Raw genomic sequence first — 21,492 nt, 5'->3', positions numbered from 1 at the left:
CCTCGGACCGGTTCTCGGTCCGAGGCGTTTTCTATTGTCGTTGTTTCATGTAAAAGATCACGAACTCGTCAAGCGGCATCGGTTTGGCATAACGATAGCCTTGCATCGAGTCACACCCGATGCGACGCAAAAACGTCTCTTGATACTCGGTTTCGACTCCTTCGGCGACGAGCGCCATCCCGAGTTGACGGGCCATCGCGACGATTGTCGCGGTGACGGTCTGATACTCTCGGTTCTCTTCAAGTTGCATCGTAAATTCACGCGGAATCTTCAACTCGTCAATCGGGTACCGGACGAGGTAGGCGAGCGAGCTATAACCGGTCCCGAAGTCATCGATGGACAGCTTGATACCGAGTGCTTTCAATTCGAGAATGCGGTTTAAGACGCGCTCGGAATGATGGGCCGCGACCGTTTCGGTCAACTCGAAGTTCAATCGGCTCGGTTCAATCGGGAACCGGTCGAACAACGTCGTCAAGTACTCGATCAAGTGCTCATCGAACAACTGGCGGACCGATAAGTTGACCGATAGTTTCGGCAGGTCGATCTCCCCTTGTTCAAACGCGTACATGAGTTGGAACGTCTCGTGAATCATCCAGCGACCAAGGTCTTGGATGTGTCCGGTCTCCTCGGCGATCGGGATGAACTCGCTCGGCGGGACGAACTTGCCGTCTCGTTGCCAGCGCATGAGCGCTTCAGCACCGATGATCGCTTTCGTCGAGGCGTCGACTTGTGGTTGAAGATATAACGAAATCTCGCCTTTTTCGAGAGCGGTGTCAAGCCCTTCCATCAACAGTTTCCGTTCTTCCTTGTCTTCGCGTAGCTCCGGGGAGAAGAGCACCGTCTCATCCCGTCCTTTGTCTTTCGCCTTGTACATGGCGAGGTCGGCGTTTGAGAGCAAATGTTTGAGTGTCGACCCGTGCTCGGGATAACGGACGATGCCGATGGAGGCGTGGATTTCGACGAGTGTCCCGGCCATAAAGTATGGGGGACGATAGACGAGACGGCGGAGCCGTTCAATGAGAATTTCGTCATCGCCGTGCTCAGCGACGACGATAAACTCGTCCCCGCCGAGGCGACCGGCGTACTCGTTAGGCAACAACGCGCTGCGCAGACGCTTGCCGATATGTTGCAACAGTTGATCGCCCATATGATGGCCGAACTGGTCGTTGATTTCCTTGAATCCATCGAGGTCGGAAAACATGAGCGTGAACGGTCGGCCGTCTTCGATGAGTCGTTCAATCTGTTCTTGGAGCGCATAGCGGTTATGTAGACCCGTCAAGCTATCATGGTTCGCTTGGTATAAGATTTGTTCTTGTTGGACGATCATTTGTGTGACGTCTTTGACGATAGCGTAAATCCCTTCGACTTCCCCGTCGATAATCATCGGGATGTTCATCAACTGCCAGACACGTTTCGTCCCGTCGTCTGTTATGACATCGACTTCGATTGTCTCGGGACGGCCGGTCGTTAAGTCGTGGAGCACGGTCGCGTAGGCAACGCGATCTTTCTGTTCGATGATGTCCAAAATGTTAGAACCGATCAACGTCTCGGCATCGTGTCCGAGGACCGAACTGCCTGCTTCATTGACGGATAGAACTTCTCCGTGCAAGTCGAACAGGAATATCGGTTCCGCGTGGTAAGCGAACAGGGACCGGTATTGTTGTTCCCGAATCTCCAGCTCGTGCGCTTTCGTCGTCACCGCGACTTCGAGATCCGTATTGACAGTATGTAGGCGGTGACTGATCAAAGCGTTTTGTTTGGCGACGACGAACTGACGGATGAGTAATAGCAAAACGGCGTTCGCAATCATCGAGTCGAAGACGGACGTGCCGAGCAGACGGTCTGATGAGAGCATGAACAACATGACGACCGAACTGTAGATGACGTAATCGAACACGGAGTCGTGGGCGAGGGCATCGTCCATCACTTCATCGAACAAGAAGCTGACGGAGATGAGGAAGACGCTACTCACTTGAAGCAAATGGACGAGGTCGTGGCCGATGCCAGCGAACCCGTTCAACTGATTCACGATCGAGGCGGTCGTGAAACCGAGTATGCCGATCAAAAGCATCACCCGGAACGTTTGGCCCGAAGTGACGATTCGGTTCAAATAGAGGAAACCGAGCACCATGTACAAGCTGACGAGCACCATTTGTTCTTCAAAACCGTTCAAGCTGTCGACGTATTGTTCGCCGCGGGCAGAATAGAAGAAGATGTGCAACGCGCCGATGAGCAGGAAGCTGAGCACGGCGAACACGTCGAACGTCCGCAGTTTCAGCGTACGGATCTCGATGGACTGGGTGATGACGATGAGCGCCATGATCAAATAGAAAAAGTTTTGAATGAACAGCATCATGTCACCGGATACGGTCGCATCAGAGCGATGTACGACAAAATAAGCGATGAAACAAAGGTTGCCGGCGCTGATCAACAAGTGAATGTAGCGTCGCATGCCCTGATGGCGGTAAACGGCGTAACCGCTAAATGCGGTCGCGACGAGCGTGATCGTCATGAAATAAATGAAGAGGCTCGTCTCACGTAGCGCATAAGGGCTGAAAAGAATCAATAATAGTCCGAGAGAAAATGTCCCGACGAGCAGGGCGGGGACCGATTGGCGCAAGGAGTGGCTAGACAACTCATGCACCTCCTTCTGTATATGTCTAATAGGCTCATTCGTATTATCGGAATGTTGAAGCGTTTATTACACAAAAAATCGACAGCAATTCGCTGTCGATTAAAGTGTGTAAGAATGTTCTTTGAAATTCCCGACGACCGAATCGATTTCTGACACGGTGACGAACGCTTCCGAATCGATATCGGAGACGATTTGACGAAGTTTTGGAATCTCGTTGTTTTGGACGACGACGTACAACATCTTTTTCGAGTCGTTCGAATAGCCGCCTGTCGCGTCCATGATCGTGACGCCGCGCTTCAAGTTCTGCTTGATGACCAAGTTGATCTCGTCGGCTTTTTTACAGATGATAAAACACTGCTTTTGAGCCGAGAAAAAGCGGTGAATCGTCAACAACGTGCGCGAACGAACGAAGCTGAGCACGAGTGCGTACATGACCGCTTTGATGTCGAACGTGATGAACACGAGAATGTAGACGATGATGTCTTGGGTCAAGAAAATTTTAGGGAGCGATAAATTTCGGTTCGTCGTATAGATGACTTTCCCGAGAATGTCGAGTCCGCCTGTCGAGGCGCCCGCGAACAATAGAAGCGCGAGGCCGAGGCCGGACACGATGCCGCTGAACACGGAAGCGACGAGCGGGTCGTCGAGCGGCGTAGGTGGTACGAGAACCGGTAACGTATCGATCAAGATGGAAGACAAGACGACGACGAGTCCGGTCATCAAGATGAACCGTTTCCCTAAAAATTTGATCCCGACGATGAAGAGCGGGATGTTTAACACCAACTGGGTGAAACCGATCGGCGTCCCGAACAGTTCATTGATAATAAGTGTGATCCCGACGATTCCTCCAGAGCCGATTTCGTTCGGCTTCAAGAGTAAACTGACGAAAATCGATTGAAGAATCGTTCCGGCGATGATGAACAGAACCGTTTCGACGGCGATTCGTTTTCGTGATTTTGCGTACATATAGATTGGCTAGGCGCCATACGCCCCCTTTGACATAGTTCTCAAGCAAGCGTACTCCGACCGGGGGCGAATTTCAAGGGCGATTGTTCACATTGTGTGATGAAAGCGGTCGATATCGCTGGCGAGTTGTTCGTGTACGTAGTCAATCACTTGGGCGTCATCGAACAATCCGAGCGGCGCATCATCAGGAATGGCGTCAAACGGCGAGACGAAGTAGAGGACAGCCGCGACGAGGGCGTCTTCTTTTTCTGGTTGCATCTCGAACTGGTCGTTATAGATGGCGCGCAACATGTTGAGCAACTGTTTCATTTGGAAGTAGAGCGTAAGTTCTTCCTCGCGCTCGATGTTGCTGATTTCTTTTGAAGCGACGTCGACCGTCACTTTAGCCAAGGCGAGTTCGCCTTGGACGAGCAGGTCACCGCGTTGTTCGTTGCCGGCATACTCTCCTTTTGCCGTATCTAAAAAATGGGTGTACGTCGTTTTCCAATCTGACATATGAATTCCTCCTTCTCTATACATCTACTAATATGCCCGTTTTTGCGATTTGGTTGCAACTTTTCCGAAAATTTAAGAAAATGATAAAGAACGAACAAAGGAGGAACTGTACATATGTCTACTCAAACGTTACCGACTGAGGCAGAGTTTGCCCGCTATGCGGAACTTGCCGTCAAAAAAGGTGTCAACATCCAACCGGGACAACAGCTCGAAGTCCGTGCGGACATCAGCCAAGCCCCGCTCGTCCGTCAAGTCGTGAAAGCGGCTTATGCGGCCGGCGCGAAACAAGTCTTCGTCAACTGGAGTGACGAGGAGTCGACGAAAATCCGTTATTTCGATGCACCGCATGACTCGTTTAAAGAGTTTCCAGAATGGTTGAAGGCGCGTTTCGAGCAGCTTGCCGAAGAAAAGACGGCGTTCTTATCGATCGTCAGCGACGACCCGGACGCGTTGAACGGTGTCGAGTCTTCACGGATCGCTGATTCGAACCGGGCAGCCGGGGTGGCGCTCGCGAAGTGGCGCAAGTACGTCATGAGCGACAACGTCAGCTGGTCGATCATTGCCGGTGCGTCTGACGCGTGGGCGAAAAAAGTGTTCCCGGACCGTGAAGATGCTGTTCCGGCGTTATGGCGGGCCATTTTTGCCGCAACACGGATGGATCAAGACGATGTCGTCGCCGCATGGGATGAACATGATCAGGCGCTACGGTCACGGGCGCAGCTGTTGACGGAGAAAAAATATACGAAGCTCCACTACAAAGCGCCAGGCACAGAGCTGACGATCGGTCTTCCGAAAAAGCACGTCTTCCTAGGGGGCGGAGGTCCGAACACGGACGGTGTTGACTTCATCGCCAACATGCCGACTGAGGAAGTGTTCACACTCGCCGATAAAGATGCGGTCGAAGGACATGTGTCGAGCACGAAACCGCTCAGTTATAGCGGAAACTTGATTGATGGGTTCACGCTTTGGTTCGAAGGCGGAAAAGTCGTGAAGGCGGAGGCGAAACAAGGACAAGCCGCGCTCGATGAACTGTTGAACCTGGACGAAGGGGCACGCCGGATCGGGGAAGTCGCGCTCGTTCCGGACGACTCGCCGATCTCGAACTCGGGTCTTCTCTTCTACAACACGCTCTTTGATGAGAATGCCTCATGCCACTTGGCGCTCGGTCGTGCCTACTCGACCTGCCTCGAAGGCGGTCCGTCGATGTCGGCCGAAGAGCTCGCCGAGAACGGGGCGAATGACTCAATGACGCACGTCGACTTCATGATCGGTTCAGCCGAGATGGATATCGATGGCGAACTTGAAGACGGCTCACGCGAAGCGATCATGCGTGCCGGAAACTGGGTCATTTAACAATCGAACAAGACGGATTCCGTTAAAGGGATCCGTCTTGTTTTCGTATGCAGGAAAAGTGGACTGTATAACAGAATAGGGTAAACAGAATTTTGAGCAGGAGGGGTGTTAATGAAGAAAGGATGGATCGCAGCCGGATTGACTTGTATTGTCTTGATGGCGCTACAAGCCACGCCGCACGGGGCACTGCGAACGTACGTCTGTTTAACGGGACATCCTGTCGCGGCATTCACTTCGCCGGTCACAGATGACGACCCGCGCAACGAGGAAAGCCGTGGGTACGTGGACTCGAACGACGGAACGATCTACACGCTGACGGAGCCGCCGATCGAACGCGAGACGCAAGGGCGACTTGAAAGCTACTTCGTTCGGAAAGTCGGTCCGTTCTATATCGCTGAACATTACGGAGGCGGATAACGAGACACAGCGCTGCTGTGTCTCGTTCACGTTTCAGGACAATTCGTATAAGAAAGCGAGCGCGTTCGGCAACCGCCGCCGCCACGCCGACTCGTGGTGGGTGGCATCCGGTTCGACTTCGTAACGGAATGAGACGCCGGTCCGGGCCAACGCCTCGACAAGTTTGGCGTTCGTATACAGATAGTCTTCCGGTGTGATCGGACCGCTCGTCTCGTTCGTCCCGATATCCATATACAGGCGAGCTGACAACTCGGCTCGTGTCAGTTCACGGACGAGCGGATCGAGGTTGGACCAAGCAGCCGTCGATAGCGATCCGACACGCCGGATCGATGGATAGGTCGCCATCATGTACAAGGAGATGACCCCGCCCATCGAACTGCCCATCACCCCGACATCGTCTGGGTCAGTCGCGTAATGATTGTCGACCCATGGCTTCAACTCGTGCATGAGCCAGTCCGTGTAGAGACGGCCGCGGCCGCCAAGCGTCGGTCTCGTCTTTGCGAGCTCAGGTCCGATGCGCCGGTAGAGCATGTCATCCTCATAAAAAGAATAGTCATCATAACGGTCGAGCCAATCCGGAGGGCTGGCGATGGCGACGACCATGAGCGGCACGTGCAGATCCTCAATCTGGCGGTCGATGCCCCAGCTCGACTTTGTCGTCGAGTCGAACACGTTTTGCCCGTCATGCATATAAAGGACGGGGAGCGGCTGGTGCGTCGGCACAAAGTCAGGACGATAGATAGAAACGATACGTTTTTGACCGCGGCGATCGGTCGGGATCGTGAAACTGAACTGTTCAATCATAGACAACCTTCCTTTCTCGTACACTTCCTATATTGTCGCGGTCTTCCATGAAAAGTTCAATCCTCATACTTGACTACCTACCGTTCGTTAGGTAAAGTGAGTGGCATAGGTAGGAGGCCGATACAAGATGAATACAAAACAACGAATCGAGCAAGCGGCAAAACGTCGCTTCGCCCTTGAAGGATATGAAGGACTGTCGCTTGCCGCGCTCGCCGAGGATGTCGGCATAAAAAAAGCGTCGCTTTATGCGCATATCGAAGGGAAAGAACAGCTATTCAAACAAGTTGTCCAAGAGATGGCCGGACGATATGAGCGGGTGTGGATGGGAGCACGAGAGGCGTCGGCCGGCGCCCCGCCGCTCGAACGGATTGAGGCAATCGTGAACGCGCTCATTCGCTTCTTTGAAGAAGAGGAGACGTGGATGCTGACGAAACGAATGTTGCTCGTGCCACCGCCCGAGTTAAGACCGTTCATCGAGGAGACGCTCGGGACAGTCGAGATCGCTCTCCAAGCGTTCGAGAAAGAGCAATTTCGTCTCGCCATGGAGCATGGGGATTTGCCCGAACAGTCACTAGACGACATTTACGACGCGTATTACTGCTTTTTGGACGGTGCACTCGTCTCGCTTTTCACGTTCGAGACGAACCGGGCCGCCCGGCAACGCGCTGCCTTTAAAATTTTCAAGAAAGGAGTCGGTTGGACATGAGACGAGATCAACTGGCATGGCTCTGGCTCGTTTTGGCTGGATTGTTAGAGATCGTCTGGGCGACGACGATGAAACTGTCGAACGGCTTCACGGTCCTCGGACCGACGGTGATCACCATCGTTTTACTCATTTTGAGCTTCGGCTTGTTGGCGCTATCGTTCCGTGTGTTACCAGCTGGGACGGGCTACGCTGTTTTCACAGGCATTGGCGCTGTCGGTACAGTCATTGTCGGCAACATATTATTTGATGAAGCGCTCACCGGCATGAAGCTTGTCTTTATTGGAACACTGTTAATTGGTGTGATCGGATTGAAACAAGTGACGGGAGGTGAGACGGCATGAGTTGGACGTTTTTAATTGGAGCAGGGCTTGCTGAAATGCTCGCTGTCTTCTTCATGGGAAAATCAAAAGGCTATCAAATATTTAAATGGTCCGTGTTGTCGATTGTGACGTTCTCACTTAGTTTTTATTTACTGTCGCGCTCGCTCGAGACGTTGCCGCTCGGATTGGCCTACTCGATTTGGGTCGGCATCGGTGCGGCAGGCGGTGTCATCCTCGGCATGCTTTACTTGAACGAATCGACGGACCGGTGGCGGATTTTCTTTTTAATTCTCATCATCGGGAGCGTCGTCGGCTTAAAAGTCATCGCCTGAACAGGATTGAACTCTTTCTAGAACGGGAATTAATGAGTAAAGACTGTGAACGAAAGGGGCGGGAATGATGAAACATGTCGAATTACAATCTGAGCGTCTACGGCTTGAACCATATACGATTGAAGACTTTTATTTCGTCAAATCGTTGCTTCAAGATCCACGGGTGATGCGGTTTATTAGTCCGGACGGAAAACCGTTCACGGATGAGCAGACGATCGAATGGTTCGAACGACAGTTGAAGCGGTATAAGACGGGGCGTCAGACGGGGTTACTCAAATTGATGAGGCATGAAAGTGACAATCCGATTGGCCATGCCGGCACGCTGTTACACGAGCTCGACGGAAATATCGAACTCGAGGTCGGCTACTGGTTGGCGCCGAAGCATTGGCACATGGGTTACGGCCGGGAAGCGGCGGCCCGGCTCATGCAACATGCGTTCGAGGAAGGGGAGAAAGAAATTATCTCGCTCATCCACCCGGACAACGTGCCATCGCAACGTGTGGCCAAAGCGAACGGACTCCATTGGGACAGGGATACGGAATACGAGGGGATGATCGTATCGGTATATGCCGGTGACTTAGAGCGTCTTTGCCGACATATTCAACGCCAGGAAATGTCGCGTTAAAAAAAATAAAAAAACTTTTAAAAAACAGTTGCCAAGGCATTAGTTTCTTGATATATTAATAGTGTCCTTAAGAGAGGACACGACCTGATTCTGTAGCTCAGCTGGGAGAGCGCTACCTTGACAGGGTAGAGGTCGCTGGTTCGAGCCCAGTCAGAATCACTTGGGTGCCAAACCCGATGCGAAACCCATAGGAACGTGGGTTTCCGCGAAGCCACTTCTTGCGAGAAGTGGCTCTTTTTTTTGTTCTTTTTTCAATTGACATACGATGGAACAGATTGGTATATTGCTTTCAATACATAATGAAACGGGGAATGCAGGATGGTGTTGTTAGGGACGGTCGTCAACGCGGCATTGATTGTCGTCGGGACGTTGTTCGGTCTTCTGTTCCACCGGATTCCGGAGCGGATGAAAGAGACGGTCACGGCCGCGATCGGACTAGCCGTCGTGCTGCTCGGCGTTCAAATGGGACTGAAGAGTGAAAACTTTTTAATTGTGATCGGGAGTCTCGTCGCGGGCGCTGCGCTCGGGGAATGGTGGAAGCTTGATGAGAAGCTGAACGAAATTGGCTATCAATTGGAGCGGAAAATCGGCGGCAACCGGAAGTCGAGCATCGCGGAAGGGTTCGTCACAGCGACGCTCATTTTTGTCATCGGGGCGATGGCGGTCATCGGAGCGCTCGACAGCGGACTGCGCGGCGATCATGATGTCCTTTACACGAAAGGAATGATCGACGGGTTCACCGCACTCGTCCTTAGCTCTTCGCTCGGCATCGGCGTCATGTTCTCTGCCGTGCCGGTCTTACTCTACCAAGGGGCGATCGCGCTTCTCGCCATCCAGATCATGAAGTTTATCCCAGAGACGCTCATGGATAGCTTCATTTTGGAGATGACGGCGACCGGCGGTGTCATGATCGTCGCCATCGGCTTGAATTTGGTCGGGATCACGAGAATACGAGTGGCGAACTTGTTGCCTGGCATTTTGATGGTGGCGCTCGTCGTGACCGTGTTACATCTGCTTTCTTAAAAACGGACGAGCCGCATTTGCGAGCCCGTCCGTTTTTGCTTGTCATTTCCTTCGCCCGCGTCGTTTAGAAGTGGAAGTGTTCGCGCCTAATTTTAATAAAAAAAGAGCGTAAGCATCGCTTACACTCTTTCGATTGATGTGTCGACCGGTTCGTGGTCTTCTTTCGCGCTTTCACGCAACGCCGAGGACATAACGCCGGACAAGTCGCGAGCACGCAGTACACCGACACCGCGATCGGTCGGTCCTCCTGGAGCGGCTACGTCCGCAATCAATTCTTCGGTTTGACGCGATTCGTGAAGTAAAAGTTCGGCCGAACCTTTCATCGCTTGAGCGACGATTTGTCGGGCCGTCGCCTCGTCAAAGCCGGCTTCGGTCAAGACTGGTGTCATCGACCCGACAATCTCATAGAAGAACGCGGGGCTGCAACCGGCGGCTGCCATGAAAGCAGACATCGTCTTCGCGTCCGTCACGGCTGTTCGGCCGACACGTTCAAATAGAGCGATCGCGGTCGTGCGCACAGACTCGTCCGTCTCTGGTCCGAACCAAAGTCCTGTCATCCCGTCGCGGAATGCGACGGGTGTGTTCGGCATCGCGCACACGGCTGGAAGCCCTGAAGCGGCCTCGAGTTCCGCCGGCTCGATATGGGCCGCGACCGAGACGAGAAGCGGGCTTTTCCAAGTTTGCGAGCGCACATACGGGAGTACGCCGTCCGGCTGCATCGCGAGGACGACGACGTCATAGGCGTTGACATCTTCTGTGTCGACAATTTGCACACCGAGTTCGTCGCGTAACTGTTCCAACCGGACTTTATCGCTCCGGTTCGTCATCGTGATGGATTCAGGAGAGAGACCGGAGTCGATCCAACCTCGGACGAGGGCCTCGCTCATTGATCCTGCTCCTACCATTAATAGATTCATTTTCGTCACCTCTTCATATAGATTCGGTCTAGTACATGGTGCCTATCATAACAAATGTTTCGCTGAATATCGCCTATCGTGCTCAAATTGTAAAAGAAAGGAAATACTTAAAAGGATGAGCATGCGACGAAAAGACGGGAGCGACGGAAGTGACAGATTGGTGTTGACGAGCTATGATGGCAGTAAAATAAGCGAGCGAGGCGAATAATTTGAAACGAATCTTAGTGCGCGGAATCCAAGGCTATCAGCGCTTCATTTCACCATTAAAGCCCCCGACGTGTCGATTTTATCCGACCTGTTCCCATTACGGGATTGAAGCAATCGAGAAACACGGGGCGGTCAAAGGCGGATATTTGACGACTCGTCGTCTCATGCGGTGCCAACCGTTTCACCCGGGCGGCTTAGACTATGTGCCGGACGAGTTTGACTGGAAAGCGCCACTGCAACGAGAAAAGCCCCCATCACAGCGAGACGTCTAATCGGCGGCTCGCTGTTTTATATACAGAAGAAGCAGAAGCGCTTTGTTTTAGTACAATACTTTTGACAATGTTCCAAGTATTCTGAAAAAATAGAGATGTACAACTACATACGGGGAAAGGGGATTTCAGCATGAGTCAATCGTTCAGTGAACTTATCGGTACGATTTCAGACTTTGTGTGGGGACCGCCGCTGTTAATATTGCTTGTGGGGACAGGCGTATATTTGACAGTTCGTCTTGGTGGACTTCAAATCACAAAATTGCCTTACGCATTAAAGCTCGCCTTCTCAAAAAATCAAGACAAGACGTCTCGGGGGGACATCAGTCACTTTCAGGCACTGATGACCGCTCTCGCGGCGACCGTCGGTACGGGGAATATCGTCGGTGTCGCTACGGCTGTCGTGCTCGGGGGACCGGGCGCGATCGTTTGGATGTGGCTATCCGGCTTCTTTGGGATGGCGACGAAATATGCCGAGGCCGTGCTCGCCGTCAAATACCGGGTGACCGATGAACGGGGACAGATGGCCGGAGGCCCGATGTACTATTTGGAACGCGGGCTGAAACAACGCTGGCTCGCCGTGTTGTTCGCCGCTTTCGCCTCGCTCGCGGCGTTTGGGATCGGGAACGGGGTACAGACAAACTCGGTCGCCTTGGCGCTCAAGTCGACGTTTGATGTGCCGCTGTACGTGTCGGGAATTTTAGTGATGGTGTTCACGGGCGCCGTCATTCTCGGAGGGGTCAAATCAATCGGGCGCGTCGTCAGTTTCTTCGTCCCGCTTATGATCATCTTCTATTTAGGCAGCGGTCTCGTGATCATGGTCATGAACTACACGCTCATCCCGGATGCGATCGCGCTCATCTTCAGCAGCACGTTCAGCGCGGAAGCGATCGGCGGCGGAGCCATCGGTGCGGCCATCCGTTACGGTGTCGCACGTGGTGTCTTCTCGAACGAGGCGGGTCTTGGCTCAGCACCGATTGCGGCAGCGGCCGCGAAAACGGATATGCCGGGACGGCAAGCGCTCGTTTCGATGACGCAAGTGTTCCTCGATACATTGATCGTCTGTTCGATCACGGGGATCACCCTCGTCATGGGCGGACAAATCGGTTCCGGGCTTGAAGGCGTCGATTTGACGGCGGCTACGTTCGAGCAGTTCCTCGGACCGTTCGGCCGGTATGTTGTCACCATCGGCCTCGTCATGTTCGCGTATTCGACCGTGCTCGGCTGGTCGTATTACGGAGAACGGTCGATTCACTACTTGTTTGGACAGAAGTCGATCATTCCGTATCGGATCGCGTTCGTCCTCGTCGCGGGTCTTGGCGCCATGACAACGAACCTCAACTTGGTGTGGGCGCTCTCGGACGTGTTCAACGGCTTGATGGCCATCCCGAACTTGATCGGTCTGTTGTTCTTGTCGGGTGTCGTCATCGCCGAGACGAAACGGTTCAATCAGCAGCTCGCTCTCGAAAACCGCAATCGAAAGGCGTCATGACGCACGAACGCCACCTTCCTATTCGGACGGTGGCGTTTTTTTCTTTCTCACTTCTTCGAGGCGGGCCTGTTGCAAGTGATTGAACACTTGGGTGACAAAGCCGACCATGATGCCGACGCCTGTGATGACGTAGCCGATCGTAAACACTTTCCCGAGGTCTGTCGACGGCACGAAATCACCGTAGCCGATCGTCGTGAGCGTGATGACGCTGAAATAGAGCGCGTCGAGCCAGCGCATCTCTTCGAATCGAGAATAAAACAACGTACCGGAAATGACCGTAAGGGCAGCGAGGCTGAACAGCACTTGAAACTCCGGTTCTTTTAAGCCGCGCCAGATGCCGCGAAACATGCGCCGGAACGTCAAAATGAATGAGAGCATTAGACCACTCCTTTCTCATATAGGTTTGTTCGTGAAGGAGGAGGGAACATCCTTTATAGTCTATCAAAGAAAGGGTGAAGGAAATGGCAAAACCGATACCTAAAGAACAAGGGCTCGATCACAGCCTCGATTTCTTACGGGAGGGCTATCATTTCGTCCCGAACCGCCGTAAAGGGTTTCAATCGAACATATTTGAAACGAGGTTGCTCGGGGAGCGGGCCATCTGTTTAGGAGGAGAAGACGGGGCTGAACTGTTCTATGATGCCGAACGCTTTGTGCGCGAGGATGCGGCGCCGAAGCGGCTCCTTAAGACGTTATTCGGTGAGGACGGGGTCCAGACGCTTGATGGACCAGCCCACACGCACCGCAAACGGATGTTCATGTCGCTCATGTTCCCGGAAAACATCGACCGGTTGACGCGGCTCGTCGGTCGTGAATGGGAACGCGCCCTCGACCGCGCCACTGGAGAGACCGTCTTATACGGCACGTCCCAGCAAGTGCTCATGCGCGCCGTCTGTGAGTGGGCAGGTGTCCCGCTCGCCGAAGAAGAAGTCGAGAAGCGCACGGATGAGATGCGTTTGTTGTTCGAATCGGGAACGGCGCTAGGACCGAAACACTTCCGGGGACGTCAGGCCCGTTCCTCGGCCGAAGCGTGGGTGCGGGAGATGGTCGAAGAAGTACGGACGAACCGATTGTTGCCGAACGAGAACACGGCGTTATATGAGTTTTCATGGCATCGCGACGAAACCGGGGAGTTGTTGCCGGCTGATGTCGTTGCCGTAGAAGTGATCAATATTTTGCGGCCGACCGTGGCGGTTTCGATTTATGTCCTCTTTACCGTGCTCGCGCTCCATCAATTCCCGGAAGCGCGCGCGAAGCTTGCTGACGGTACGGTCGATCCAACGTGGTTCGTGCAAGAGGTCCGTCGCTTCTATCCATTTTTCCCGGTGACTGCAGCCCGAGTGAAAGACGATTTTGAATGGGAAGGTTACTCGTTCGAACGCGGGACGCTCGTTTTGCTCGACTTGTATGGGACGAATCACGACCCTGCACATTGGGACGAGCCCGAGCAGTTCTGGCCGGAACGGTTCAAAGATTGGAAAGAAAGTCCGTTCACGTTCATTCCTCAAGGCGGGGGCGATACAGACTTCGGGCATCGCTGTGCCGGTGAGCATGTGACGATCGCCATCATGAAAGAGACGATCGACGTCTTCTTGAACCGCTATCGTTTTGCCGTGCCGCCTCAAGATTTGAGCTATAGTTTTGTCGATTTGCCGAGTCTGCCGAAGAGTAAACTCGTGTTGGAAGAGATTGAACGTCGGTAAGAAAATGAACCACCCGCACGGGTGGTTCATTTTCTATGAAGCGCTAATCGTTTTGTGATCGGTTGAATGGTGATATTCGTATCGACCATGCGGTTGTCCCGTTTCGGTTCGTCGGCTCGTTCGATGCGCCACGGACGATCGTGATGTTCGGCGAGGGCTGAGGCGATGTCGTAAAGTGAGTGGCTCGTATTCCCATTTAATTGATACAGGCCAGGGCCTCGTTTCGTCAAAATGTTGAACAGTGCCTCGGCCGTGTCTTCTAAGAACGAGCACGAAGGATACCAATGGGTGCTCGCCACGATGACGCCTTTTTGCGCCATCTCGGTCTCGAAATAGTCCATCATATTGTTGGAACCGGCGGCGTCCCCGATCTGCCAGCCAAGGCGAACGATTTGGGCACCAGGATTGTTCCGGGCGATCACTTGCTCGCACGTCCGCTTGTACGACCCGTAATCGTCTTCGGCGTCAGGCGGGGTGTCCGGTGTGATGGGACCGGTCACATGATCCGAAAAGACAGAGACGGTGCTCGTAAAGAGGAAAGGGATGCCATACTCGCCGCATAGTCGTGCCAGTGTCCCGGCCCACTCGACGGGGCCCATCCCGATATGAAGAAAGTAATCAGGACGGGTCGATTCAATGAAATCGCGCATCTCGTTTTCGTTCGACGTGGATACTTTTGTCCGGTCCCATGCGACGGGTTCGATCCCGTGGCGCTGTAACGCGGCCGCGACGACGGGGGCGACGGTTCCGTTCATGCCTGTCAAAATAGCTTTCATATATCTTCCTCCCTTTTGTTTGTATCATCCCACACTTCGCGAGTAGACAAACCAACTCTTTTCTAGATTGTGCTAAACTGGGAAGTGGAGGAGATCATATGAATATTCGACAAGCAAAACCGACCGACCGTCACACGGTAGCCCCTCTCGTCTATGCGGCGATTCATGACATTGCCTATTCGCTCACGGGCGCGACCGAACAAGCAGACGTCTTGGAGCGGCTCGCGATGTGGGTCGGCCGTCCGGCCAATCGATTGAGTTATGAAAACATTTGGGTCGCGGACGTCGACGATACGATCGCGGGCATCATTATCGCCTATCCGGGCAAAGCGGCTACTGCCTTAGATGAACCGATTCAACGTTGGTTGCAACAAGCCGGACAAACCGGACAACTCGATACCGAGACAGAAGGAGACGTATTGTACATCGACTCGGTCGCGGTCGACACCCGATTTGGCGGGCGCGGCATCGGGACGAACTTGATTCAACACGTGATCGGTCATGCCCGCGCATCCGGCATTCCGGCCGTCACACTGAACGTCGACCAGTCCAATCCGGCCGCGGCTCGACTGTACGAACGACTCGGTTTTCGAAAAAAGAAAGAAATAGTTATTTCGGGCGGTCGATTCGACTACATGGCGCTCGAAGTATGAGAACGGACGAAAGTCCGTTTTTTCGGTCTTGAATCCGATGCAAGGATTGACGTTCTCGGCTATACTAAATGCTTGAACTGAACTAGCGAACAAAGGAGCTTACGCATTTATGGAATGGAAAAATATATTGCGCGGCATGGCGATGGGGACGAGTGATTTGATTCCTGGCGTCAGCGGCGGTACGATTGCAGTCATTTTAGGGATTTATGACCGGTTGATCGAGGCGGTCAGCGGCGTGTTCAGCCGGCATTGGAAGAAACATATCGCATTTCTTATCCCGCTCGCCATCGGAATGGGCGGGGCGATTTTAGGCCTTAGCCGAGTAATCGAATTTTTATTGCTGAACTACCATGCCCCGACACAGTTTTTCTTTATCGGCTTGATTTTAGGGATCATCCCGCTCTTGTTGTTTGAATTCAAGTCACGGGCAACGATGCGACCGGTCCACATTGTCGCGATGATCATTGGTACGATTCTCGTCGCGAGCATGGCCATTATCAAACCGGCGGACACGGCGGTGATCACCGATGTGACGGCGGGGACGGCGGTCCTCTTGTTCTTCTCAGGGTGGCTTGGCAGTATGGCGATGTTGTTGCCCGGTATTAGCGGTTCGTTCGTCTTGTTGTTGATTGGTGTCTACCCGACGGTCATCAGCGCGTTATCGAACTTGAACCTGCTCATCATCGGACTCGTCGGTCTCGGTGTCGCCGTCGGCTTTATCGTCAGCAGTAAAGTGATTCGTCACTTGCTCGCAAACTACCCAGGTATGACGTTCTCGGTCATTCTCGGTCTCGTCATCGGCTCGCTTGCCGTTGTCTTCCCGGGATTGCCGGAGTCGACGGTGATGTGGGTGCTCAGTACGTTGTCATTCTTGGCCGGCTTCGTCATCGTTCGATTGCTCGGTCGTTTCTCTGCGTAAAATAAAGACGCGATTCTCGTCACATGGACGGGAATCGCGTCTTTTTCGCTAGTAGATGAAGGGAATCAAACGTTTCCGCGCCTTGGCCCATATCGTATAGGCGTTGCCGAAGTGCGCGGTCAACATATGCTCCTCGATCCGGATGCGCCACAACAGTGCCGCCGCCATCGCGATCGTTCCGATGGCCGCCAAGTAGATCGTACTGAAAAAAAGAGCGAAGCCGAACGTGATGAACAGTAGGCCAGTATAAAGAGGATGTCTCAAAAAACGATACGGCCCCGTGCTGACAATCTCATCGGTAGGACGCACGACAACGTGACGGGTGAACTGATGACGCAAGTGGGCGATGCCCCAATAGCGGAGGGCGACGCCGGCTATGTAACTACCGAGCCCGGCGAATCGTAAAAGCATGTCTTGACGGTGCTCGGTCAAGACGGAAAGACCAAGTGAACTCGCGAATACGGTCACCATGACGAACGAGACGACATAGAAGCTCACGTGCTCACTTCGGCCCCCGTTTGTGTCCTCCCGATTGCGATAGCGCCACATCTCATAGAGCCAGGCAATCGAAGTGAGGACGAATAATCCATCGAGCCAATCCATAACAACTCCCCTTCCCATACTTTTCATTTCATACCCTTGTCTCGCTGCTGAAAAACGCGGGTCGGACAACGGATGTGTCTTCCTCTTCAACTTGTTCTACGAACGATCGAAAAGACCCTGCCTGAGCAACTGTCAGACAGGGTTTACATCAGGCATGGAGGAAAACGTCAGAGCGAACCGTCTCGTTTGTGTCGGCTGCATCGTCTTTTATCAAATGGTACGTGAGGCACATCGGCTTCTCGGTACGCGGGTCGCGTCCAATGATCGCATCGATGTGAAACACTTGGCGGAGAACGAGCGGACAGATGACTTCTTCGGCCGAACCGGTCGCCAACACTTCACCGTCTTTCATCGCCACGATATGATCGGCGAACCGGGCCGCTTGGTTCAAGTCATGCAACACCATTACAATCGTCCGGCCCTGCTCCCGGTTAAGTGTCTCGAGAAGCTCGAGCACTTCGAGTTGATGTGCCAAATCGAGATACGTTGTCGGCTCATCCAAGAAAATCAAGTCGGTTTCTTGTGCAAGTGCCATCGCGATCCATACCCGTTGCCGTTGTCCGCCGGAAAGGGCGTCGACGCTTCGGTCTTTATAAGCGAGAGTACCGGTCACATGCAGTGCCCAGTCAATGACCTCATGGTCGTGCTTGGATAAGCGTCCAAATCCGGATTGGTAAGGGAAGCGACCGTAAGCGACGAGCTCCCCGACGGTCAAACCGCCGGCGCCTTCAGGTGTCTGAGGGAGAATCGCCATTTTTTTCGCGATGTCTTTCGTCTTACATTTGGCGATGTCGGCTCCGTCCAAATGAACGGACCCGTTCGAAGGGGAGAGAATCCGTGTCATCGCTTTGAGCAGCGTCGATTTGCCACAACCGTTCGGGCCGATGATGGTCGTGATCTGGTTGTCGGGAATCGACAAGCTAAGCTGTTTCACAATCGTCTTGTCGCCGTAACCGACCTCGATGTCTGTTGTATGTATGCGTGACATGTGGATTCTCCTCTCTCAAGTGCCGAATGTGATAATGATTCTCAATGTCGTACTCACTATAGCAAGCGCTTCACTTTCTGTCAATCTTTAGTTAGAGAGAAAACGGATTGTGATTCGGAAGAATTCGAGGTATAGTGGATGAGAATGATAATCAATGGCGGTCGGTTGAAACGGAGGATGAGGGCATTGAATAAACAAGACATATATGACGTAACGATCATCGGCGGAGGTCCAGCCGGATTGTACGCGGCATTTTACAGCGGGTTACGCGGCATGAAGACGAAGTTGATCGAATTTCAACCCCATCTCGGCGGCAAGATCCATGTCTATCCAGAGAAGATGATTTGGGACGTCGGCGGCGTCACACCGACGACAGGGGCAAGGCTCATCGAACAATTGGTAGAGCAAGGCCTCACGTTCGATCCGACTGTCGTACTCGGAGAAAAAATCGAGTCGATGGTAAAAGACGATGACGGTCATTTCATTTTAGATGGCACGAACGGTCGTCACGTCTCAAAGACGGTCATCGTCGCGACTGGCAGCGGGATTTTACAACCGCAAAAAATCGAGATCAGCGGCGCCGAGCGGTTTGAAGTTTCGAATCTGCATTATACGGTCAAGTCGCTCATGCGCTTCAAAGGCAAGACCGTGCTCATTTCCGGGGGAGGCAACAGCGCCATCGACTGGGCAAACGAACTCGAACCGATCGCCGAACGCGTCATTTTGACGTATCGAAAAGAAGAGCTCAAAGGACACGAGTCGCAAGTGGACAAGTTGTTATGCGGCCGCGTCGATTGCCGTCTCTCGACTCGCATCAACGATTTAGTCTCACGGGATGGTCGGACCATCCATGCCGTCGAACTTGTCGACTGCGTCACGGGAGCGAGTGACATCATTGAAGTCGACGAAGTCGTCATCAACCACGGCTACGAACAAGACACGTCGCTTCTCGGCGACAGTGAACTTCAAGTTGAGATGGTCGACGGATTTTATGTGTCGGGGAACGTAAAAAGTGAATCGTCCGTACCGGGTCTATACGCAGCCGGAGATATTTTGACGCATGAAGGAAAAGTCCATCTGATTGCCGGAGCATTCCAAGACGCGGCCAATGCGGTGAACAGCGCTAAGACGTTCATCGATCCAGAAGCGACAAAAACAGCGATGGTGTCTTCACATAACGAACGGCTAAAAGCGAAGAACCGAGCCATCATTGAACAGACAATGACAAAGCAGTGAGGAAGCCCCTCACTGCTTTGTTTGTGGATAGTCACAGAGTTCGACGATGACGCCGCCTGAATGACGCGGGTCCATGTAAATGAGACGCCGGCCTTTTGCTGTCGTTCTGAATGTATCTTCCAAAAAGGTGATGCCGTCTTGTTTGAGCGCGTCCATCGATTGCTCTAGATCGTCGACCCGGTAAGCGATATGATGGACACCTTTGCCGCGTGCTTTCATGAAGCGGGCGATGGGGCTTGTTGGACTGGTCGGTAACAACAGCTCGATCACGTCCTCTCCGACATGGATGACGGCAATCTCTGTCTCTACGCCGACCGCCGTATTCGTATATCGGTCAACGAGCTTTCCTTGTAAGACAGTCGTGTAAAACGAAATCGCCTCGTCTAAATCGCGGACGGCGATTCCGGTATGGTCAATATGCATATCAATCCCTCCTCTCGCTCTAGTTTGCCTAAACTTGAACAAAATGTCACTTCACAACGATTTAGCGTTATCCGATATACTAAGAGAGGGAGGGACGGCGGAATGAACGGAAAGATCACTCTTGGATTGATCAGCGCATTCGCGCTGGTGTCATTTGTGTTTGGACTCTCACTTGCGACGTTTGTCGATTATCGAATCAATGAAGAACAAGTCGTGCTTGAACGACTGACGACTCATAAAAAGATTGGACCAACAGAAATCCTTTCGACCGAGGTGGATTTCCATTTGAACGGATCGAATTATGCCCTTCGCTTCGCAGATGAACCGCACATCACGTATTGGTTCAGTGTGGACGACCGGAAGATTCAATTCGAGCGGATCGCCTCACTCGACCCGCGTGACGTCGGGCTACGGACCGCCTTGTTCGAAGAGATGCCTCCACTGGCCATGGAATCGACAACTGCCGCTGAATGAAGAAAAGCACCCATCGGACGTATCTTTTCAATCGAAAAGAACGAATCGACGGGCGCTTTTTTTAAATGGAGTAAGAGACGGCGGGGATGATTTCAGTCGTCATCGTATAGAAGGTGGATTGTTTAGAAGCCGCGCCTTGTTTGATGATGGCAAACTGTAGTTCTGGCTGAAGAGAAGTGACGGTCAACCGCAGTTGCCGCGATGGTTTTAAATATTTATGGAACGTACGTTGTAAAAATGAAATCGCATCTTGCATGACGTCGTCTCCGCCAAATATATGGATTTCATGAACGTTGACATCTTGTTCACCGATTCGTGCGCGTAAAACCCCGACAGGTTTTCCGTCGTGATGGAGCGTGTAACATACGTGGCCGCGTTCGATGTGGCGGTGTAACCGCTCTTTCGACATCGGTAAAATGTCTGATAAGACGTGGGCGTAAAGGTTACGGTGACCTAACCACGTGGAGTAGTTGTTCGCTTCGACGAGGGTGAGTGACCAGTTGTCGTATCCGTCTTTTTCATAAGGCATCAACGGCAACACATAGTTTACCGACTCATGGTAAGCTGTAAAACCAAGCGATTGGAATAATTGCAATTTGTCTTGGTCCTGATGTTGTTTGACTTGCAACAAAACGGCCGTTTCGTGGATCGTCTCGCGGCTTAACTGATTGAAAAGTCGATCGACCAAACCTTGGAAGACATGGCGATCGCGATACGCCTCGTGACGGAGAAGAATCGATCGTTTGCCTTCATAGTCCATGCGTTCAGCCGTGATGGCTGCGACTGGGTTTTCTCCTTCGAACGCTGTGTAAAGATGATGAGAGGCCGGGATGCTAAGGATGATCGGGTCATCCGTTAGATCGTATAACTTTCTGACTGCCAAACGGTGTTTCATGTTCAATTGCCGGGCCTCTAAAAAAGTGATGGTGCGTTTCAAAGGGATTCCTTCTTTCTTTTTTTATGTATGGTACCCTTAAATTGTAAGCGCTACCATAAGATAAAGATAATGTTAAAATAATGAACAATTATTGGGATTTACAGGTATTATTTAAGTCTTATAGCACCGCTTAAGATTAAAAATTGTAGGTCTAAAGTCATGTTAGGAAGTTGAATTCCCTAAATTCCGGATGAAGAATCATGAAAAGAGTGGTCGGCA

General features: G+C 52.6%; 25 protein-coding genes and 1 tRNA gene. 15 read left to right on the top strand and 11 right to left on the bottom strand.

Features of this window, described 5'->3' with window-relative positions; all coding sequences use genetic code 11:
• Positions 1–31 precede the first annotated feature (31 nt).
• From JJU47_RS02805 to JJU47_RS02795, 3 genes are all read right to left on the bottom strand, one after another.
• Entirely contained in the window at positions 32–2,635 is a 2,604-nt protein-coding gene (locus JJU47_RS02805) for a putative bifunctional diguanylate cyclase/phosphodiesterase (RefSeq protein ID WP_228616017.1), read from the bottom strand.
• Positions 2,636–2,734: 99 nt separating this feature from the next.
• Positions 2,735–3,601, bottom strand: coding sequence for a YitT family protein (locus tag JJU47_RS02800; protein WP_228616016.1), 867 nt, complete (start codon positions 3,599–3,601; stop codon positions 2,735–2,737).
• An 87-nt stretch (positions 3,602–3,688) separates the two neighbouring features.
• A complete protein-coding gene (locus tag JJU47_RS02795) occupies positions 3,689–4,096 on the bottom strand; it encodes a YkvA family protein (RefSeq protein ID WP_228616015.1) in 408 nt (135 codons plus the stop codon).
• A 114-nt stretch (positions 4,097–4,210) separates the two neighbouring features.
• On the opposite strand from JJU47_RS02795, the gene JJU47_RS02790 reads away from it, so the two are divergent.
• Positions 4,211–5,449, top strand: a complete 1,239-nt coding sequence (locus JJU47_RS02790) for an aminopeptidase (protein WP_228616014.1) — start codon at positions 4,211–4,213, stop codon at positions 5,447–5,449.
• Positions 5,450–5,560: 111 nt separating this feature from the next.
• Complete coding sequence (locus JJU47_RS02785; RefSeq protein WP_228616013.1) at positions 5,561–5,866, top strand: hypothetical protein; 306 nt, start codon at positions 5,561–5,563, stop codon at positions 5,864–5,866.
• Positions 5,867–5,899: 33 nt separating this feature from the next.
• Here the strand turns inward: JJU47_RS02785 and JJU47_RS02780 are convergent, their stop codons facing one another.
• A complete protein-coding gene (locus tag JJU47_RS02780) occupies positions 5,900–6,670 on the bottom strand; it encodes an alpha/beta hydrolase (protein WP_228616012.1) in 771 nt (256 codons plus the stop codon).
• Positions 6,671–6,797: 127 nt separating this feature from the next.
• Between JJU47_RS02780 and JJU47_RS02775 the strand changes: the two genes are divergently transcribed.
• From JJU47_RS02775 to JJU47_RS02750, 6 genes are all read left to right on the top strand, one after another.
• Positions 6,798–7,376, top strand: a complete 579-nt coding sequence (locus JJU47_RS02775) for a TetR/AcrR family transcriptional regulator (protein ID WP_228616011.1) — start codon at positions 6,798–6,800, stop codon at positions 7,374–7,376.
• Between the two features lie 11 nt (positions 7,377–7,387).
• Positions 7,388–7,717: a DMT family transporter gene (locus JJU47_RS02770; protein ID WP_228616111.1), complete on the top strand. Its 330-nt coding sequence runs from the start codon at positions 7,388–7,390 to the stop codon at positions 7,715–7,717.
• On the top strand, positions 7,714–8,028 hold the full coding sequence (locus JJU47_RS02765) for a DMT family transporter (RefSeq protein WP_228616010.1): 315 nt from the start codon (positions 7,714–7,716) through the stop codon (positions 8,026–8,028). The genes JJU47_RS02770 and JJU47_RS02765 overlap by 4 nt, the downstream gene beginning before the upstream one ends.
• 67 nt (positions 8,029–8,095) lie before the next feature.
• The gene (locus JJU47_RS02760) at positions 8,096–8,653 is read left to right on the top strand and encodes a GNAT family N-acetyltransferase (RefSeq protein ID WP_228616009.1); all 558 of its coding nucleotides are present in this window, start codon (positions 8,096–8,098) and stop codon (positions 8,651–8,653) included.
• Between the two features lie 86 nt (positions 8,654–8,739).
• Positions 8,740–8,812, top strand: a tRNA-Val gene (locus JJU47_RS02755).
• 159 nt (positions 8,813–8,971) lie between these two features.
• Entirely contained in the window at positions 8,972–9,676 is a 705-nt protein-coding gene (locus tag JJU47_RS02750) for a DUF554 domain-containing protein (protein ID WP_228616008.1), read from the top strand.
• 119 nt (positions 9,677–9,795) lie between these two features.
• On the opposite strand, the gene JJU47_RS02745 is transcribed toward JJU47_RS02750, so the two are convergent.
• Entirely contained in the window at positions 9,796–10,593 is a 798-nt protein-coding gene (locus JJU47_RS02745; protein WP_228616007.1) for a pyrroline-5-carboxylate reductase family protein, read from the bottom strand.
• A gap of 209 nt (positions 10,594–10,802) precedes the next feature.
• Between JJU47_RS02745 and yidD the strand changes: the two genes are divergently transcribed.
• Both yidD and JJU47_RS02735 read left to right on the top strand, forming a co-directional pair.
• Positions 10,803–11,072, top strand: coding sequence for a membrane protein insertion efficiency factor YidD (gene yidD / locus JJU47_RS02740; RefSeq protein WP_228616006.1), 270 nt, complete (start codon positions 10,803–10,805; stop codon positions 11,070–11,072).
• Positions 11,073–11,202: 130 nt separating this feature from the next.
• A complete protein-coding gene (locus tag JJU47_RS02735; RefSeq protein ID WP_228616005.1) occupies positions 11,203–12,561 on the top strand; it encodes an alanine/glycine:cation symporter family protein in 1,359 nt (452 codons plus the stop codon).
• An 18-nt stretch (positions 12,562–12,579) separates the two neighbouring features.
• Here the strand turns inward: JJU47_RS02735 and JJU47_RS02730 are convergent, their stop codons facing one another.
• Positions 12,580–12,939: a potassium channel family protein gene (locus JJU47_RS02730; RefSeq protein WP_228616004.1), complete on the bottom strand. Its 360-nt coding sequence runs from the start codon at positions 12,937–12,939 to the stop codon at positions 12,580–12,582.
• Positions 12,940–13,022: 83 nt separating this feature from the next.
• On the opposite strand from JJU47_RS02730, the gene cypC reads away from it, so the two are divergent.
• Complete coding sequence (gene cypC, locus JJU47_RS02725; protein ID WP_228616003.1) at positions 13,023–14,264, top strand: CYP152 family fatty-acid peroxygenase CypC; 1,242 nt, start codon at positions 13,023–13,025, stop codon at positions 14,262–14,264.
• 26 nt (positions 14,265–14,290) lie between these two features.
• Here cypC and JJU47_RS02720 read toward each other — a convergent pair whose 3' ends face one another.
• Positions 14,291–15,040: a sugar nucleotide-binding protein gene (locus JJU47_RS02720; RefSeq protein WP_228616002.1), complete on the bottom strand. Its 750-nt coding sequence runs from the start codon at positions 15,038–15,040 to the stop codon at positions 14,291–14,293.
• A gap of 98 nt (positions 15,041–15,138) precedes the next feature.
• On the opposite strand from JJU47_RS02720, the gene JJU47_RS02715 reads away from it, so the two are divergent.
• Positions 15,139–15,693: a GNAT family N-acetyltransferase gene (locus JJU47_RS02715; RefSeq protein WP_228616001.1), complete on the top strand. Its 555-nt coding sequence runs from the start codon at positions 15,139–15,141 to the stop codon at positions 15,691–15,693.
• A 109-nt stretch (positions 15,694–15,802) separates the two neighbouring features.
• Positions 15,803–16,612 (top strand): DUF368 domain-containing protein, encoded by an 810-nt coding sequence (locus JJU47_RS02710; protein ID WP_228616000.1) that lies wholly within the window; start codon positions 15,803–15,805, stop codon positions 16,610–16,612.
• Between the two features lie 48 nt (positions 16,613–16,660).
• Here JJU47_RS02710 and JJU47_RS02705 read toward each other — a convergent pair whose 3' ends face one another.
• Together JJU47_RS02705 and JJU47_RS02700 are read right to left on the bottom strand one after the other, a co-directional pair.
• Positions 16,661–17,215 carry a methyltransferase family protein gene (locus JJU47_RS02705; RefSeq protein WP_228615999.1) on the bottom strand — a complete coding sequence of 185 codons (555 nt, stop codon included), beginning with the start codon at positions 17,213–17,215 and terminating at the stop codon, positions 16,661–16,663.
• A 148-nt stretch (positions 17,216–17,363) separates the two neighbouring features.
• Positions 17,364–18,203, bottom strand: a complete 840-nt coding sequence (locus JJU47_RS02700) for an ABC transporter ATP-binding protein (RefSeq protein WP_228615998.1) — start codon at positions 18,201–18,203, stop codon at positions 17,364–17,366.
• A 186-nt stretch (positions 18,204–18,389) separates the two neighbouring features.
• On the opposite strand from JJU47_RS02700, the gene JJU47_RS02695 reads away from it, so the two are divergent.
• Complete coding sequence (locus JJU47_RS02695) at positions 18,390–19,439, top strand: NAD(P)/FAD-dependent oxidoreductase (RefSeq protein WP_228615997.1); 1,050 nt, start codon at positions 18,390–18,392, stop codon at positions 19,437–19,439.
• A 9-nt stretch (positions 19,440–19,448) separates the two neighbouring features.
• Here the strand turns inward: JJU47_RS02695 and JJU47_RS02690 are convergent, their stop codons facing one another.
• Entirely contained in the window at positions 19,449–19,862 is a 414-nt protein-coding gene (locus JJU47_RS02690; RefSeq protein WP_228615996.1) for a VOC family protein, read from the bottom strand.
• Between the two features lie 102 nt (positions 19,863–19,964).
• Here JJU47_RS02690 and JJU47_RS02685 point away from each other — a divergent pair, with 102 nt between their 5' ends.
• Positions 19,965–20,336, top strand: coding sequence for a hypothetical protein (locus tag JJU47_RS02685; protein WP_228615995.1), 372 nt, complete (start codon positions 19,965–19,967; stop codon positions 20,334–20,336).
• 61 nt (positions 20,337–20,397) lie between these two features.
• Here the strand turns inward: JJU47_RS02685 and JJU47_RS02680 are convergent, their stop codons facing one another.
• On the bottom strand, positions 20,398–21,273 hold the full coding sequence (locus JJU47_RS02680; RefSeq protein WP_228615994.1) for a hypothetical protein: 876 nt from the start codon (positions 21,271–21,273) through the stop codon (positions 20,398–20,400).
• Positions 21,274–21,492: the final 219 nt, after the last annotated feature.

Origin of the sequence: Exiguobacterium sp. (assembly GCF_020832205.1) — a bacterium.
GTDB lineage: Bacteria > Bacillota > Bacilli > Exiguobacteriales > Exiguobacteriaceae > Exiguobacterium.
The sequence above is the reverse complement of the archived record's forward strand: the minus strand, read 5'-3'. Positions and strand labels throughout refer to the sequence as shown.

What these genes read in the sequence shown, in the direction of transcription:
- JJU47_RS02800 (WP_228616016.1), bottom strand. Translation starts at nt 3,601, where the DNA reads ATGTACGCAAAATCACGAAAACGAATCGCCGTCGAAACGGTTCTGTTC.
- JJU47_RS02795 (WP_228616015.1), bottom strand. Translation starts at nt 4,096, where the DNA reads ATGTCAGATTGGAAAACGACGTACACCCATTTTTTAGATACGGCAAAA.
- JJU47_RS02790 (WP_228616014.1), top strand. Translation starts at nt 4,211, where the DNA reads ATGTCTACTCAAACGTTACCGACTGAGGCAGAGTTTGCCCGCTATGCG.
- JJU47_RS02785 (WP_228616013.1), top strand. Translation starts at nt 5,561, where the DNA reads ATGAAGAAAGGATGGATCGCAGCCGGATTGACTTGTATTGTCTTGATG.
- JJU47_RS02780 (WP_228616012.1), bottom strand. Translation starts at nt 6,670, where the DNA reads ATGATTGAACAGTTCAGTTTCACGATCCCGACCGATCGCCGCGGTCAA.
- JJU47_RS02775 (WP_228616011.1), top strand. Translation starts at nt 6,798, where the DNA reads ATGAATACAAAACAACGAATCGAGCAAGCGGCAAAACGTCGCTTCGCC.
- JJU47_RS02765 (WP_228616010.1), top strand. Translation starts at nt 7,714, where the DNA reads ATGAGTTGGACGTTTTTAATTGGAGCAGGGCTTGCTGAAATGCTCGCT.
- JJU47_RS02760 (WP_228616009.1), top strand. Translation starts at nt 8,096, where the DNA reads ATGAAACATGTCGAATTACAATCTGAGCGTCTACGGCTTGAACCATAT.
- JJU47_RS02750 (WP_228616008.1), top strand. Translation starts at nt 8,972, where the DNA reads ATGGTGTTGTTAGGGACGGTCGTCAACGCGGCATTGATTGTCGTCGGG.
- JJU47_RS02745 (WP_228616007.1), bottom strand. Translation starts at nt 10,593, where the DNA reads ATGAATCTATTAATGGTAGGAGCAGGATCAATGAGCGAGGCCCTCGTC.
- JJU47_RS02735 (WP_228616005.1), top strand. Translation starts at nt 11,203, where the DNA reads ATGAGTCAATCGTTCAGTGAACTTATCGGTACGATTTCAGACTTTGTG.
- JJU47_RS02730 (WP_228616004.1), bottom strand. Translation starts at nt 12,939, where the DNA reads ATGCTCTCATTCATTTTGACGTTCCGGCGCATGTTTCGCGGCATCTGG.
- cypC (WP_228616003.1), top strand. Translation starts at nt 13,023, where the DNA reads ATGGCAAAACCGATACCTAAAGAACAAGGGCTCGATCACAGCCTCGAT.
- JJU47_RS02720 (WP_228616002.1), bottom strand. Translation starts at nt 15,040, where the DNA reads ATGAAAGCTATTTTGACAGGCATGAACGGAACCGTCGCCCCCGTCGTC.
- JJU47_RS02715 (WP_228616001.1), top strand. Translation starts at nt 15,139, where the DNA reads ATGAATATTCGACAAGCAAAACCGACCGACCGTCACACGGTAGCCCCT.
- JJU47_RS02710 (WP_228616000.1), top strand. Translation starts at nt 15,803, where the DNA reads ATGGAATGGAAAAATATATTGCGCGGCATGGCGATGGGGACGAGTGAT.
- JJU47_RS02705 (WP_228615999.1), bottom strand. Translation starts at nt 17,215, where the DNA reads ATGGATTGGCTCGATGGATTATTCGTCCTCACTTCGATTGCCTGGCTC.
- JJU47_RS02700 (WP_228615998.1), bottom strand. Translation starts at nt 18,203, where the DNA reads ATGTCACGCATACATACAACAGACATCGAGGTCGGTTACGGCGACAAG.
- JJU47_RS02690 (WP_228615996.1), bottom strand. Translation starts at nt 19,862, where the DNA reads ATGCATATTGACCATACCGGAATCGCCGTCCGCGATTTAGACGAGGCG.
- JJU47_RS02685 (WP_228615995.1), top strand. Translation starts at nt 19,965, where the DNA reads ATGAACGGAAAGATCACTCTTGGATTGATCAGCGCATTCGCGCTGGTG.